At 69.2% G+C, this 14,991-nt stretch carries 9 protein-coding genes; 2 read left to right on the top strand and 7 right to left on the bottom strand.

The annotated features are described in order from the left end of the window. Positions 1–372: 372 nt before the first annotated feature. The 5 genes from ppdK to OG558_RS26835 all read right to left on the bottom strand — a co-directional run bounded on the left by ppdK (position 373) and on the right by OG558_RS26835 (position 8,716). Positions 373–3,087 carry a pyruvate, phosphate dikinase gene (gene ppdK / locus OG558_RS26855; protein ID WP_405065493.1) on the bottom strand — a complete coding sequence of 905 codons (2,715 nt, stop codon included), beginning with the start codon at positions 3,085–3,087 and terminating at the stop codon, positions 373–375. A 222-nt stretch (positions 3,088–3,309) separates the two neighbouring features. Further along, positions 3,310–5,268 carry a vWA domain-containing protein gene (locus OG558_RS26850; RefSeq protein WP_405065492.1) on the bottom strand — a complete coding sequence of 653 codons (1,959 nt, stop codon included), beginning with the start codon at positions 5,266–5,268 and terminating at the stop codon, positions 3,310–3,312. Position 5,269: 1 nt separating this feature from the next. Further along, positions 5,270–6,667, bottom strand: a complete 1,398-nt coding sequence (locus OG558_RS26845) for an ATP-binding protein (protein WP_329475379.1) — start codon at positions 6,665–6,667, stop codon at positions 5,270–5,272. Between the two features lie 44 nt (positions 6,668–6,711). Then, positions 6,712–7,989, bottom strand: coding sequence for a serine hydrolase domain-containing protein (locus OG558_RS26840; RefSeq protein ID WP_405065491.1), 1,278 nt, complete (start codon positions 7,987–7,989; stop codon positions 6,712–6,714). Positions 7,990–7,999: 10 nt separating this feature from the next. After that, the gene (locus OG558_RS26835) at positions 8,000–8,716 is read right to left on the bottom strand and encodes a Clp protease N-terminal domain-containing protein (RefSeq protein WP_405065490.1); all 717 of its coding nucleotides are present in this window, start codon (positions 8,714–8,716) and stop codon (positions 8,000–8,002) included. A gap of 226 nt (positions 8,717–8,942) precedes the next feature. Here OG558_RS26835 and mug point away from each other — a divergent pair, with 226 nt between their 5' ends. Together mug and OG558_RS26825 are read left to right on the top strand one after the other, a co-directional pair. Further along, positions 8,943–9,443: a G/U mismatch-specific DNA glycosylase gene (mug, locus tag OG558_RS26830; RefSeq protein ID WP_405065489.1), complete on the top strand. Its 501-nt coding sequence runs from the start codon at positions 8,943–8,945 to the stop codon at positions 9,441–9,443. A 34-nt stretch (positions 9,444–9,477) separates the two neighbouring features. Then, positions 9,478–12,810: a hypothetical protein gene (locus OG558_RS26825; protein ID WP_405065488.1), complete on the top strand. Its 3,333-nt coding sequence runs from the start codon at positions 9,478–9,480 to the stop codon at positions 12,808–12,810. Here OG558_RS26825 and ligD read toward each other — a convergent pair. Then, complete coding sequence (gene ligD / locus OG558_RS26820; protein WP_405065487.1) at positions 12,807–13,790, bottom strand: non-homologous end-joining DNA ligase; 984 nt, start codon at positions 13,788–13,790, stop codon at positions 12,807–12,809. The two genes, OG558_RS26825 and ligD, sit on opposite strands and share 4 nt — an antisense overlap. Then, positions 13,771–14,979 (bottom strand): hypothetical protein, encoded by a 1,209-nt coding sequence (locus OG558_RS26815; protein WP_405065486.1) that lies wholly within the window; start codon positions 14,977–14,979, stop codon positions 13,771–13,773. Before OG558_RS26815 ends, ligD begins: the two co-directional genes overlap by 20 nt. Between the last annotated feature and the right edge of the window lie 12 nt (positions 14,980–14,991).

The raw sequence follows: 14,991 nt of genomic DNA, 5'->3' as shown, positions 1-14,991 counted from the left end.
AGCCGGGGCGGGTTCGTGGGGCTGACGGTGGGATCGGTGCGGATCTGCGGGGCCTGGGCCACCATTTGGGGTCGTCGGACAGGTTGTGCCGTGTCCGCGGTTCCTGGTACCTGTCCGAGGTCGCACCGATCCCGCTGTTGGCCGGGGGTCTCACACAGGACGTGGTGGGCGGGGACCTGATGTTGCAGATTCCCCGCCCACCACGAACTGTCTCAGGTCAACGGATCCGGCCTCCGACGAGGACGCGGCACGTCGGCCACCACCCACACAGTGAGCAGGAGACCCAGATATCCGCCGGACTTGTCCCTTCTCCGCCCGTATCCGAGGGAGGGAAGGGACAACCCACTGGGATATCCCGTCGAACGGCGCCGGTCAGTCGAGGGCTGCGCGGCCGGCCTCGAGGCGGGCGACCGGGATGCGGAACGGGGAGCAGGAGACGTAGTCCAGGCCCACCTCGTGGAAGAAGTGGATGCTGTCGGGGTCGCCGCCGTGCTCACCGCAGATGCCGAGCTTGAGGTCGGGCTTGCTGGCACGGCCGCGGTCGACGCCGGTGCGAACCAGCGCGCCGACGCCCTCGCGGTCGATCGACTCGAACGGCGACACGGCGAAGATGCCCTTCTCCAGGTAGCGGGAGAAGAACGCGCCCTCGACGTCGTCGCGGCTGAAGCCCCAGGTGGTCTGGGTCAGGTCGTTCGTCCCGAACGAGAAGAAGTCGGCCGCCTCGGCGATCTGGTCCGCGATCACCGCGGCCCGCGGCAGCTCGATCATCGTGCCGATCGGGATGATCCAGTCGACACCGACGTCGGCGAGCACGCGCTCCACCTCGTCCCGGACCAGATGCAGCTCCTGGACCGCGCCGACCAGCGGGATCATGATCTCCGGCCGCGGGTCCTTGCCCTGCGCCCGCAGTTCCACCGCCGCCGACGCGATCGCCCGCACCTGCATCGCGAACAGGCCCGGGACGACCAGGCCGAGCCGGACCCCACGCAGGCCGAGCATCGGGTTCTCCTCGTGCAGCCGCTCGACCGCGGTCAGCAGCGCGGCATCGTGCCCGAGCTCCTCACCACGCTCGCGCGCCAGCGCGACCTTCACCGCGAGGTCCTCCATCGACGGCAGGAACTCGTGCAACGGCGGGTCGATCAACCGGATCGTCACCGGCTGCCCGTCCATCGCGGCCAGCAACTCGAGGAAGTCGCCACGCTGCAACGGCTCGAGCTCCGCGAGCGCCGCCTCGAGATCGGCGTCGTTGTCCGCCAGGATCAACCGCTCGACCGACTCGCGCCGCTCCCCCAGGAACATGTGCTCGGTCCGGCAGAGCCCGATCCCCTCGGCGCCGAACCGGCGCGCCCGGGCCGCGTCGTCCGCGGTGTCCGCATTGGTCCGTACGCCGAGCCGCCGTACCTCGTCGGCGTGGATGATCAACCGGTGCACCGACGCCACGAGTTCGTCCCCGGCGTCCGGGGACAGCGAACCCTCGAAGTACTGCACGACCGGTGAGGGGACGACCGGGACCTCGCCGCGGAACACCTCGCCGGTGGTGCCGTCGATCGAGATCGTCTCGCCGGCCTCGATCACCGTGCCGTTGACCTTGATGGTGCCCTGGGCAACATTCACGTCGAGTTCCTCGGCGCCGCAGACGCAGGTCTTGCCCATGCCACGGGCAACCACGGCCGCGTGCGAGGTCTTGCCGCCGCGGCTGGTCAGGATGCCCTGCGCGGCGATCATGCCGTGCAGGTCGTCCGGGTTCGTCTCGCGCCGGACCAGGATCACCTTCTCGCCCTTGTCCGCCGCCTCGACCGCGGCCGCGGAGGTGAACACGACCGTGCCCGAGGCCGCGCCGGGCGACGCGCCGATCGCCTTGGTGATCAGGTCCTTGTCCGCGTCCGCGTCGAACCGCGGGAACATCAGCTGCGCGAGCTGCGCGCCCTTCACCCGGCGCAGCGCCTCGTCGGTGTCGATCACGCCCTCGTCGATCAGGCTGGTCGCGATCCGGAACGCCGCCGCCGCGGTCCGCTTGCCGACCCGGGTCTGCAGCATCCACAGCTTGCCGCGCTCGACGGTGAACTCGATGTCGCACAGGTCGCGGTAGTGCCCCTCGAGTTTCGCCATGATCGTCATCAGATCGTCGTACGACGTCTTGTCGATCTGCTCGAGATCCGCGAGCGGGACCGTGTTCCGGATGCCGGCCACCACGTCCTCGCCCTGCGCGTTCTGCAGGTAGTCGCCGTACACGCCGGGCTGACCGGTCGAAGGGTCGCGGGTGAACGCGACGCCGGTGCCGGAGTCCATTCCGAGGTTGCCGAACACCATCGAGCAGATGTTGACCGCGGTACCGAGGTCGGTGGCAATCCGCTCCTGGCGGCGGTAGAGGATCGCGCGCTCGGAGTTCCACGAGCCGAAGACGGCCTCGATCGCCAGGTCCATCTGGGTCCGCGGGTCCTGCGGGAACTCGCGGCCGGTGTGGTCGTGCACGGCCTGCTTGAACGTCTCGACCAGACCCTTCAGGTCGTCGGCGTCGAGTTCGAGGTCTGTGCTCGCGCCCTTGGCGTCCTTGGCCGCGTCGAGCGCCTGCTCGAACACCTCACCGTCCATCCCGAGCACGGTCTTGCCGAACATCTGGATCAATCGCCGGTAGGCATCCCAGGCGAACCGCGGGTTGCTCGACTGGTGCGCGAGGCCGTTCACCGAGTCGTCGTTCAGGCCGACGTTGAGGACGGTCTCCATCATGCCGGGCATCGACGCCGCCGCACCGGACCGCACCGAAACCAGCAACGGGTCGTCGGCCTGACCGAGCTTCTTGCCCATCTTCTGCTGTAGTACGTCGACGTGGTGGTCGATCTCGTCGGCCAGTTCCGGCGGGACCGAGCCGGTCCGCAGGTAGGCCTTGCAGGCCTCGGTGGTGATGGTGAAGCCCGGTGGCACGGGCAGGCCGAGATTGGTCATCTCGGCGAGATTCGCCCCCTTTCCGCCGAGCAACTCCTTCATCGTCATGTTGCCTTCGGCGAAGTCGTAGACGAGTTTCGGCACTGTCACTCCCTTGGTTCGGGCGGTGCTGGTGAGTCGCGGTGTGGTGGTCCGCTGGCCCATCGACTCCGGTGGCGGGGGCGTGCTTTCAGAGTAAGCCAAAAAACCAGTCCAGTTGAACACTGGTCTCACGGTGCCGGCGTGACCCTCCCCACAGGTTGAAGGCCGGAAAACCCTTCCCTGGTTGACAACGCGAGACAATCCGGCGATTCGTCGACGAAACGCAGAAGCAGGGTGCTACCCGCATTTCCGGCGGGTTACACCCTGCTTCCGGGACTGAGACAACTAGAGTTTGCGGCGGGTTCGGAGGTAGTCGCCGACGACGGCTGCGCCGAGGCCGTCCGCGTCGGGCGCGAGGACGCGGCCGCCGCTGCGGCGGGCGAGGAGGTCGACGAAGGCGTTCAGCCGCGGGTCGTCGCCGAGGCGGAACACGGTCAGCGAGGCGCCGAGTTTTGCCAGCCGGTCCACCTCGAAGACCGTCTTCCGCAGCGTCGCCGGCTCGGGCGGGTAGGAGAATTCGGCCGTCCCGTCCGGCTCGAGGTGCGCGGTCGGCTCGCCGTCGGTCACCATCAGCACGACCGGCTGCGCGTCCGGGTGCCGCCGCAGGTGACGTCCCGCCAGCAGCAGGGCATGGTGTGCGTTGGTGCCCTGCTCCCAGGTGCCTTCCATCCCGATCAACTGCGGCAACTCGACGACTCCGGCATACCGCCCGAAGGTGATCAGCTGAAGCGCGTCGTTGCGGTAGCGGGTCGAGATGAGCTGATGCAGCGCGAGCGCCGTCCGCTTCATCGGCAGCCAGCGACCCTCCTGAACCATCGACCAGGACGTGTCGACCAGCAGTGCGACCGCGGCCCGAGCCCGGTGTTCGGTCTCGGCGATCTCCACGTCCGCCACATCGAGCTTGACGGACCCGCTGCGCGAGGCGGTCCGCAGTACGGCGTTCCGCACGGTCCGCGGAACGTCCCACGGCTGGGTGTCGCCGAACTCCCACTGCCGCGTTGACCCACTCAACTCACCGGCCGCGCCCGCGTTGGCCGCGTCGCGTTCACCTGAGCCCCGAGCAGTCCGCAGTACGTCGGCCAACGCAGTCTGACCGAGTTGTCGCAGCGCCTTCGGCGACAATCGCAACGATCCGTCGGGCGCACGTTCCAGCAGACCCTGATCGCGCAGCTGCCGCTCGAGCTCGCTCAGCCGGCGCGCATCGACCGTCGCCTCTTCGCCGAGCTGCTGGGTGAGCGCATCGAGGTCAATGTCCTCCAGCCGCGCGCCCGGATAAGACTGCGAGAGTTGCTCGGCCAGCGCATCCAGCTCGGCAAGATCCGACATCGCCCGTGCGCCCTCGGCGAGACCGAGTGGATCGTCCCCACTCATCCGCTCCGAACCGGACCAATCCTCCCCCGGCCGGAGCGACTGCAGCTGAGCATCCAGCTGCGCGAGCTGCTGAGCCAGCTGCGGACTGCCGAACGCCTGCTGCGACAGCTCCATCAGCTCGGCCCGCTGCTCGGGTGTCATCGAGTTCATCATCCGCTGGGCCGCGGCCGCCCGCTGCGCGAGTACGTCGATCAGTTCGTCGACGTTCTGTGGATTCTCCGGGAAGAACTCGCCGTGCTTGGCCATGAACTCGTCGAACAGCTGCGGCACCTCCGGCCGCCCCTGCGCGTGCGCCGCGAGCAACGCGTTGAGGTCGGTGAGCATCTCGTTGATCCGCTCGACGTCCTCGGGCGTGGTCTGCTGCAACGCCTCCTTCATGCCTTCGAACCGCGACCCGAGCAGCTCGCGGCCGAGCAGCTCACGGATCTGCTCGTACTTCTCCCGCGCCTCCGACGACTCCCACTGATAGTTCGCCAGCTCCCGCACGGCGGCCGCCGTACCGGATGGGAGTGCGTCGAGCTCGGCCTCCTTGAACCGGGCGTCGTCGGACGGGTTCGGGAACAGTTCGTGCCGCTCGGCCTCGAGTGCTTCGTCGAGCAGCCGCTGGACGTCCCGCAGCGTGCCGTCGAGGTTGTGCCGCCGCTGGATCTCGCGGCGGCGCTCCCACAACCTGCGGGTGAGGTCGTCCAGGCCCTGGGTGTTCCGGGTGCCGCGCCGGAGCAACTCCTCCAGCGCGGACCGGGGCGACGATCCGTTCATCACGTCGCGGCCGATCTCGTCCAGCGCGTCGCGCAGATCCGCGGGCGCCTTGAGCGGATCCGGCCCGTCGTGCCACGGCCCGTACGACCAGCCTTCCGGAATGGACGCGGTCATGTCAGATCCCGTAGATCGTCGTGTCGTCGTCGGCGTCTTTGGCGACGCGTTTGGACAGGTACAGCGCCTCCAGGGCGAGCTCGACCGCGGCGGCGATCCGGCCGGGCGACTCGTCCGGCTCGACGCCGGCGCGGGCGGCGACGTCGTGCAGCACCGGCAGCTCCGGCAACGCGGCCAGCACGTCCCGGCCGGGCACCCGCTCACCCGTGGTCACAAGGTTGCCGTCGGCAATCGCATGGGCCAGCGGGCTCAGGTCGAGACCGGCGAACCGCTCCCGCGCGGTGTCCGCGACGGACCGGCGCAGCAGGTACTCGAGCAGTTCGATCTCGCGCCCTTCCTCACCGGGCTCGAACTCGAGCTTGCCGCGCAGTACGGCGGGCACGGCCTCGAGATCCACCGGCCGGGCTACGGCCGGCTCCTCACCGGTGATCGCGCTCCGGCGCAACGCGGCGGCGGCGATCGTCTCGGCCGCGGCGACCGCGAACCGCGCGGACACCCCGGACCGCTGGTCGATCGCGGTCGACTCCCGCAGGTGCCGGACGAACCGGGCCAGCACCTCCAGCAGCGGTTCGCCGACCTCGGCGGTGAACTCCGCCTCCTGCCGGATGACGTCCACCTCGGCGTCGATGTCGAGCGGGTAGTGGGTCCGGACCTCGGCGCCGAACCGGTCCTTCAGCGGCGTGATGATCCGGCCGCGGTTGGTGTAGTCCTCCGGGTTGGCCGTTGCCACCAGCAACACGTCGAGCGGCAGCCGGAGCGTGTACCCGCGGACCTGGATGTCACGCTCCTCCATCACGTTCAGCAGCGCGACCTGGATCCGCTCGGCCAGGTCCGGCAGCTCGTTGATCGCGACGATGCCGCGGTGCGCCCGCGGGACCAGTCCGAAGTGGATGGTCTCCGGGTCACCGAGACTGCGGCCCTCGGCAACCTTCACCGGGTCCACGTCACCGATCAGGTCGCCGACCGACGTGTCCGGGGTCGCGAGCTTCTCGGCGTACCGCAGGCTGCGGTGCAGCCAGGCGACCGGAAGATCGTCGCCGAGCTCGGCGGCGCGGCGGCGCGAGGCGGGCGTGATCGGGTCGAGCGGGTGCTCGGGCAGTTCGGCGCCCTCGATCACCGGGGTCCACTCGTCCAGCAGCCCGACCAGGGTCCGCAGCAGCCGGGTCTTGCCCTGGCCGCGCTCACCCAGCAGAACGACGTCGTGCCCGGCGAGCAGGGCGCGTTCGAGTTGGGGAATCACCGTGCGGGTGAATCCGACGATGCCGGGCCAGGGATCACGCCCGGCCCGGAGCTCTGTCAGCAGGTTGTCACGAATCTCGGCCTTGATCGACCGGGGGAGATATCCGGCGGCCCGGAGGTCACCGGCCTTACGAGGAAGTTCAGCAGGTGCACTAGTCACCCTGACGACGTTAGCTCGCCAACCCCAGCAACGCCCGCGGTATTTCAGACCTTGGGCGTGACCCGGCCGGAGCTGAAGAGGTGAGTCGGGGTGAAGGTCAGCGGCACCCAGGGGTGGTTGGGTGAGGCTCTGACGACGAAATGATCGCCGTCGGCGGGCTCGGTCGGAAGCAGGTCGTACTCGGTCGCGGCCTCCTCGGCGAACGCCAGCCGGTCGCCGGTGGCATGCTCGACGAGGACGAGGCGGTCGTCCCGGCGTACGACGTCCAGCCGCACGCTGGTCCGTTCGTACCGGCCGACGTGGCGATCGTCGGTCGGAACGTCGACGGGCTGCGGCGGCGCTGGGTGCGCGATGCCGGCGTACTCCGTGAACACCTCGGACGCCAACGGCTCGAACAGCGCCGGACCGTTGCCGGAGTTGGTCAGCAGGCAGACCACCAGCCGAGCGACGGGATCGATGCGGAGGAACGCCGTCTGGGAGATCGTCGAACCGTCGTGACCGAACAGCGGCCGTCCGCCCCAGTCGTAGATGCGCCAGGCCAGGCCGAGGTTCGTGAAGCCGCCGACGCCGCCGGCGAACGGCACCTGCGGCTCTTGCATGGCCGCGTACCGGTCGTCGGTCAGATGCATCAGGGCGAACTGCAGAACGTCACCGGCACTCGCCGTGATCAGCCCGGCCGCTCCGATGCTGCGGGGCAACTGCCACGTCTTCACCGGCGCTCCGTCGCTCGCGACGTGGCCGCGCGCGGCACGATGCAGGATCGCCTCCTCCGGCAGTGTGACCGTCTGCGTCAGGCCGAGCGGCTCGAGCAGCCGGGCCTTCAGCGACTCGTCCCAGGTCCGGCCGTCGAGAACCTCGATGATCCGGCCGAGCACCACGTAGCCCGCGTTGCAGTAGGAGTACGCCGTACCCGGCTCGAACAGCAGGTCCACATCACCGAGGAGCGCGACGTACCGCTCGACGCAGTCATCGCCGCGGCCGGTGTCGGTGAACACGTCGCCGTCGATGCCGCTGGTGTGGGTGAGCAGGTGCCGAACCGTGATCCGCGGATCAATCGGTGCCTCAGGCAACAACTTCACCACGGCGTCGTCCAGGTCCAGCCGGTCCTCGGCGGCGAGCTGGACGATCATCGTCGCGGTCCACGTCTTGGTGACCGAACCGATCTGGAACAGCGAGTCGGCGGTGGTCTCGACCCCGGTCGCCGCGTTCAGGACGCCGTACGGCGTGACCGTCGTCTCCCCGTCGTGCCAGATCCCGAGCACCGCTCCGGGGACCTCGGCCGCCTCTGCCAACTCACTCAACCGCGCAGACCAGTCAGGCATGCAGCCAAACCTACTTCGCTGCCTCCTCGAGCAGTGCACGCAGGGCGGTCCAGGCGGCTGTCTCGTCGAGACCCTGCTCGAGCAGGATCTTCGTCGCGAGGCCTGCCGAGTCCCGGTAGAACGCCAGCAACAGGTGCTCCGTGCCAACGTAGTTGTGGCCGAGGGTGACAGCCTCCCCGACGGCACCTTGCAGGACATGCGCGGTACGGCGGGTGTACGGCGGATTCTCGGAATCCAGGGTCTTCGGCAGATCGGTCGGCGTACCGGCCGGGCTGACGACGTCGACGGCTTCGCGGACCCGGTCCTCGGTGATGTCGTGCTGCAGCAGGACCTTCGTGGCCAGCGCTTCGGGCTGGGTGAAGAACGCGAGCAGCAGGTGTTCGGTGCCGATGAAGTCGTGGTTGCGTTCGCGGGCGACGTCGGCCGCGGCCTGCACGACGGCCTTGGTCCGCGGGGTGTAACGCTCGAACGCGGGCTTGGTCGTCCATGAGTCGGCGAATCGCTTGTGCGCGGCTTGCTTGCTCACCCCGAGCACTGCGCTGATCTCGACCCATGACTTGCCGGCGCCGCGGGCGCGGTCGACGAAGAAGCCGAGCGCGGCGTCGCCGGTGCTGGTCAGTTCGCTGATCGTCGTCGCCGCGGTGGCTAGCTGCCGCAACTCGTCGTCGCTGCCGGCGTCCGCCTTGATCGTGGTGATGAGCTGCTGCAAATCAGGTCCAGGAGTCATGCCGTCAACCCTAGGTTGACAGCAGATATCTCGTCAACCTTGGGTTGACGATCTCAGCAGCTGTGCCGGACGTAGTCGGTCAACGACCACCCGGTCCGCCCGTCTGGCAGCCATGCGTACCGAAGGACGGGTAGAAGTCGCCGATCGGCGGGTCTTACCGCCACAGGCAGGCGTGACGCCGGTCGGCGATCACCACTACTACCCGTCCTTCGGTACGGTGTGCCGCGTGCAACCTCTGCCAGATGTGATCAGTGACGGGTTGCGGGTGCTGTTCTGCGGGATCAATCCGGGGCTGATGTCGGCGGAGACCGGTCATCACTTTGCTCGGCCGGGGAACCGGTTCTGGCCGGCGTTGCACCTGAGTGGGTTCACGCCGCGGCAGTTGCGACCGGCCGAGCAGGGTGAGCTGCTGACCTACCGGCTCGGGATCACCAACGTGGTCGATCGGCCGTCCGCGCGCGCCGACGAACTGACTCGCGCGGAGTACGTGGCCGGCGGAGAGAACCTGCTGAAGAAGGTGCTCCACTTCCAGCCGGAGTGGCTTGCTGTCGTCGGCGTCACGGCGTACCGGGACGCTTTCGGCGAGCGGACCGCGCAGATCGGGCGGCAGGAGCGCCTGATCGGCTCCACCCGGGTCTGGATCCTCCCGAACCCGAGTGGTCTCAACGCCCACTACACGTTGCCGAAACTGACCGCCGCGTTCGCCGAACTCGAGCAGGTCAGTTGAGCGCCTGACACCAGCGGTTCGGCAGGATGGGCTCATGCGAGCCACGGATCTGCTGCGGTCGATCGACCACCTCCCGCACGGCCAACGCCTCCGGAGCGTCGCACTTGAAGGCCGACGCCTGCGCGCGACGGCCGAGTTGCGCGAGCTGCTCGGCGAGCTCAGCCGCGGTACGCCGTTCGAGCGAACCCTCGGCCTGGTTGTCGCCCAGGTGGCGGGCGAGGTCGACTACGTGACGCACTTGCTGCGCGATCCCATGCCGTCGGTCCAGCAGCGCGCGCTCGCAGCGGTCCGCGCCGGCGTCGCGGTTTCGGACGACGACCTCCGGATCCTGTACGACGACGCACCCGCGGAACTGCGGACGAAGCTCATGCAGGTCATCCGGAAGAACGGCCGGACGTTTCTGGCTGCTCGCCTGATCGATGAGCATCGCGAACGCTGGGGCGACCGCGCCGCCGCGAGCCTGCTCAACTCTACCGACGATCAGACCGTCGAGCGTCTGCTCCCGGAGCTTGCCTACTGCCTGGGCAGCGGCGAGTGGCGGCGCCTGGGCGCCAAGCATCCGAAGGTGGTCCTCGCCTACGCGAGTACGACGCTGCCCAGCGGCCCGGACAAGGACGAGTGGTGGCGGGGTCCGGCGTACGGCGTCGTCGGCGTACTGGACCGTGACCCGTCGCAGGCGGCCGCCCTGCTCACGACGGCGCTGCCGCCCGATCAGTTGCCGATGGCAATCGTCTCGGTTCTCGGCCGGCTGGTCGACGCCGACCCGGGCGGGATACTGGCGATCCTGCTCGCACCCGATCGCGCGCCGGCACTGGGGACTGCACTGACAACTGCGGTTCGGCGTCGGCTGCACCGCTACCCCGACGACGACCTGATCGGGCTCGGCCGGCTCCTCTGGCCTGACCTGACCCAGTTGCTCGAAGACCTCCCGCCGTCACGACGGGCGACGGTGTTCACCGCCGTCACCAGCGGCGTCGACCTGGGCCAAACCGTTCTCTCTACGGAACTTCTCGCCGTACTCCCCCGCGAGCTCCGGTTTGCCCAGGCCCGCCGCATGCTCACGCTCGCGCCGATCGCGGACGACCACCACGAGCGGTGGCGGATCACCGCCTTCCTCCCGTACGACGAGGCGTTCGCGCTGCTCGAGCCGGAGATCGGCCGGCCGGACGCCGACGATCGCGCGCAGGTCTACCGGGCGGTCGTCGACGCGGCCGGTCACTCCCGGGAGACCGCGGCAGTCGAGAGCGCACTGTCGTGGGCGACGCGCGTACGGAACGATCGCGACATCGTCCGGCAGGGGGTCTTGCGGGGTGTCGAGGAACTGCCGCCGTCGATGCTGACCAACCGGTTGGTTGCTTCGCTCCAGACGCTGCTGACCGACGCGCTCGAGGCCCGCGACACGGCGTGGTACACCCGCTCGGCGCTCGGCACGATCGCGGAGACCGCCGTACGGCAAGGGGCGTTGCGGCGTGACCCGTCGTTGCTCGAGTGGGGTTTGCAGGCACATGCCCGGATCACCGAGAACCAGGGCATGATCCAGCTGTACGGCGTGATCGACGGGCTGCCTCGCGGTCAGGACGTCGCGGTGTACGACGTACTGCGGAAGTACGTGGACGATGCGGTGGCGCGGCGGGAGTTCCGGCTGCCGTTGGGGATCGCCCGGGCTTTCGGCAAGCGTGGCTGGTCGAACGAGCACTTGCAGGCCGCGCTCGAGCAGGGCGTGTGGTCGAACCAGGAGTACACCGTCGCGGAGGCAGCGGAGCTGTGGCTCTGGCCGACCGCGACCAGGGCCGAGCGGACCGAGCGGATCATCAAGCGCGACGTCGGCATGGCCCGGTGGGATCCGGTGTGGCGGGCGGTCACCGAACTGCGGACCGACCTCCTGGACGCCGTACTCGCGAAGCCCGACCGGATCCGGCGGTTCGATCGGAACCACCCGGCTTGGCAGGTGTCCGACCGTGCGCTGAGCCGCTGGCTCCCGCGCCAGCAGGCCCAGTACGCCGAACTCGTGGGGCGCGCCGCGGGGGACGAGCGGATCCCGGACTGGGCGCGGGCGAACGCGGTGTCGATGCTCGGGCACGTACCCGGGACCGGACGCGCTGCCCTCGAACCGTTCTTGCGGCACGAGTCCGTGCTGCTGCAGGAGGCGGCACTGGGTGCGTTGGCCTGGACCGATGCGCCGCAGGAGGCGCTGCCGGTGCTGCTGTCTCATGCGGGTGACGATCGGGCCCGGGTCGCGATCTATGCGGCGACTCGGGCGGCGCGGTTCGTGCGGCCGAGTCTGTTGCCCGGACTACTACATCCGGTGCTGGTTGGTGCGGATGCGAAGGTGACGTCGCGCAAGGAGGCCGCGCGGCTGCTCGGGCAACTCCGTGCTCCCGGGGCGAGCGCCGTACTGGCTGATGCTTGGGCGTCGGCGCATCGTGATGTGAAGGCGGCGATCGCCAGTGCGGCCTCGCAATATCTCCTGCACGAGCCGGCGAGTTGGGCGCTTTTGCAGCAGGCTGTGCATGACAGCGCGGCGACGGCGACGGTGCTGACCCAGCGTGCGGCGTATGGCATGGCCTTGAAGTACCGGTCGCGCTACGCGGACCTTCTGGTCGCGATCACCAACCGGCCCGAGCCGGAGGTAGTCCGGGTCGCTCTGCGCGCACTGCCGCGGTGGGCCCGCTGGAATCCTTCGGTGGCGCCGGTGTGTGCCGGTGTCATGACCGATCTGACCGCGCGGACGACCTGGAACGACGCGACCATTTCTTTGGTTGCCATCGTCGCCAGCGATCCGCGACTCGGCCTCGACGACCTGCTGGCCGCCGTGCGGTTGCTGGTCAGGCTGGAAAGCGACCCCAACCTGCCGAACGCAACCCCTGACCGCGACCACCCGGCGCGGCAGCGTCTAACCACTCTCACCAAGCGCCTGACCGAGGCCTTCAACCCGAAGCCGGCCGACGCACGCCAAACCCTCAAGCCCGTAGCCGCCGAGCTCGACGACCCAGGCCTCCTCCACCTCCGCCTGGAACTCCTCGTTCACTCCATCGACTGGCCCAACCTGCCCGCCGAACTCTCGAACCTCATCACCGCAGTAGCCGACCGCCCACTACTCGCCCACCACACCGCATCCCTCCTCGGCGCCCGCCTGAGCTGGACCCACCCCCAATGGACCCCGTCCCTCCTCGAACAACCAGCCCACAACCTGGTGCAAGGCGATTCCCTGATGGAGGGCTTACTCGCCTGGACCCTGATCGGAGAAGCAGGCAGCCGCACAAACTGGTCGCCCGCCTGGCGCGACCTCCTAGTTGCCTTACGCAACCACTCTCGACCGGACGTCCGTCAGCTCGCCCTCGACCTGACGACATCCCCCGAGGCCTAGCTCTTCTCCTCCGTCGCCTTCTCCTCGGCTTCGCGGGCGCGTTTGCGGCGTTTGCCTTCGTGCATGGCTATGACGCGGGCGATCGGGATCGCGCGGCCTTCTTCGAGGAGGTCTTCGGGGAGGGACTGGGGTGCGGGGAGTTGATCCGCCCAGCGGTCTGCGTCGCCTAGTTGCGCGACGGCGGTGCGGACGGTGAAGTCGCGCGGGGTGACCCGGTCGAGGTCGTCCCAGCCGACCGGGAACGACACCGGCGTACCGGGTCGGACGCGCGGGCTGTAAGCGGCGACGACAGTGGCCCCGCCGGAGCGGGTCGAGTCGACGAAGACCTTCCCGTGCCGGTCCTCCTTGATGTACGCCGTGGTCGCGACGGACCGATCGAGCTTCTCGGCACGGGCGGCGATCGCCCTGGTGGCAGCCGCGGCGTCCTCGATCGACACCGAATCGTCGATCGGCACGAAGACGTGCACGCCCTTGGCGCCACTTGTCTTGACCGCACCGGACAGCCCGGCGTCGGTCAGCGCCTGCCGGACCAGGAACGCGGCCTGCACCGCCATGGCGAACGTCTCCCCCTCGGGCGGGTCGAGGTCCAGCACCAGATGCGTGACGTGGTCCCGGCGGTCGGCGCGCACAAGCGTCGGGTGGTACTCGACCGCGCGCTGGTTCGCGAACCACAGCAAGGTCCGCCGGTCGTCGCACAACGCGTACGACACCTCGCGCTTGGACGCCTCCGCCCACACCGGCACCGTCTTCACCCAGTCGGGCGTGTACTTCGGCACGTTCTTCTGCATGAACGCCGGCTGCCCCGGCCGGATCCGGATCACCGACAGCGGCCGCTCCCGCAGCTCCACCAGGATCCGCTCGTGCACCCCGTCGAGGTAGTCGACCAGGTCCCGCTTGGTCGCCTCCGCCCCGTCGAACAGCGGCTGATCCAGGTTGGTCAGATCGACCCCGTCACGCGTCTCATCCGGCTTGCTCGCCATTACCCGAGCTTAGAAGGCTGACCAGGGCATCGAGAACCACTGCGTCCTCTCCGGGTTCGAGCGTCTGCGGGTTGAGGGCGATCGCGTCGTCGGGCAGGCGGAAGGTACCGACCGCGATCCGCGGGTCGCGGTCCCACAACGCGGCCACCAGCCCGTCCCGTGTCCACCCGCAGGTTGTCGACAATCGGACGATGGCGCGGCTGTGGGGTTGGCCGGCCTCACTCGGGTAGCCGCGCTCGACCACCACTCCAGGCAGTCCTTGCAGGCCGGCGATCCAGCGGTCGACCATCCGCTCGTAGCCCGCGAGCATCGCGTCCTCGTCCTGCTCGAGCGTCCACTCGACGGCGGCGAGGAGGGCGAGCAGTTCCTCCTTGCCGACCTTCATCCCCCGCCCGATCTCCTGGTACGGCGACGCATGGGCGCGGCATCTGTCGACAATCCACCGCTTACCCAGCACCAGCCCACTGGCCTGCGGTCCGCGCAGCCCCTTTCCCCCACTGAAGATCACCGCATCCGCACCAACCTCCGTCGTAAACCGCCACAACGAAGAAGCCGGCGGAATCTGCGCCGCGGCGTCAACGATCACCGGCACGGCCCGTGGACCGGGAAGTGCCGGGTCCGTCCCAGAGAAACCTGGACGTTCCGGAGCGGTCAGGTCCGGGAGACCTCGAGGCTCCAGGGCGGTCGTGTCGGGGAGTGATCCGGCGACTTCTCGGGCGACGCGGACCACGTCTTCGATCGGTAGGGCACCGCCCGCGAGGTGCTCTCCCGCGAACCACAGGACGCAGACCGGGCGTCGTACCAGCGCCTCCCGCAGCTCGGCGACCGACGGGCCGATCTCCACGATGCGGGCGCCGGTCAGGCGGGCCGAGTAGTCGTAGCCGTTGCGTTGACCGGCGAACATCACCACCTCGGCGTCGGCCGGGAACGTCTGCGCGGGCTCACCGACGCACGACGCGACCGTGAGGGTGATCGCCGCCGCGGCACCGGACGTCACACACGCCGCCTCGTTGCGGGTGAGCTCGGCCAGGCGTTCGCCGACCCGGTCGTGGAGTTCGGGCAGGTCGACGAAGTGTGCGGCCGCGTCCGCCATCGCCTTCAGCGCCGGCGGCGGCATCAGGGAGCCACCAAGGACGGTCAACGTGGCGGACGCGTTGATCACCGACCGCACCCCGAACGGGTTCGTCATGCCGACCACCTC

Origin of the sequence: Kribbella sp. NBC_01510 (genome assembly GCF_045040325.1) — a bacterium.
Taxonomy (GTDB): Bacteria; Actinomycetota; Actinomycetes; order Propionibacteriales; family Kribbellaceae; genus Kribbella.
This window is presented reverse-complemented; position numbering and strand designations above follow the sequence as displayed.

Bases quoted from the DNA above. Each gene is read 5' to 3' on its own strand.
- OG558_RS26850 (WP_405065492.1), bottom strand. From the start codon at position 5,268: ATGACCGCGTCCATTCCGGAAGGCTGGTCGTACGGGCCGTGGCACGAC.
- ligD (WP_405065487.1), bottom strand. From the start codon at position 13,790: ATGGCGAGCAAGCCGGATGAGACGCGTGACGGGGTCGATCTGACCAAC.
- ppdK (WP_405065493.1), bottom strand. From the start codon at position 3,087: ATGGGCCAGCGGACCACCACACCGCGACTCACCAGCACCGCCCGAACC.
- OG558_RS26815 (WP_405065486.1), bottom strand. From the start codon at position 14,979: ATGACGAACCCGTTCGGGGTGCGGTCGGTGATCAACGCGTCCGCCACG.
- OG558_RS26835 (WP_405065490.1), bottom strand. From the start codon at position 8,716: ATGACTCCTGGACCTGATTTGCAGCAGCTCATCACCACGATCAAGGCG.
- OG558_RS26825 (WP_405065488.1), top strand. From the start codon at position 9,478: ATGCGAGCCACGGATCTGCTGCGGTCGATCGACCACCTCCCGCACGGC.
- OG558_RS26840 (WP_405065491.1), bottom strand. From the start codon at position 7,989: ATGCCTGACTGGTCTGCGCGGTTGAGTGAGTTGGCAGAGGCGGCCGAG.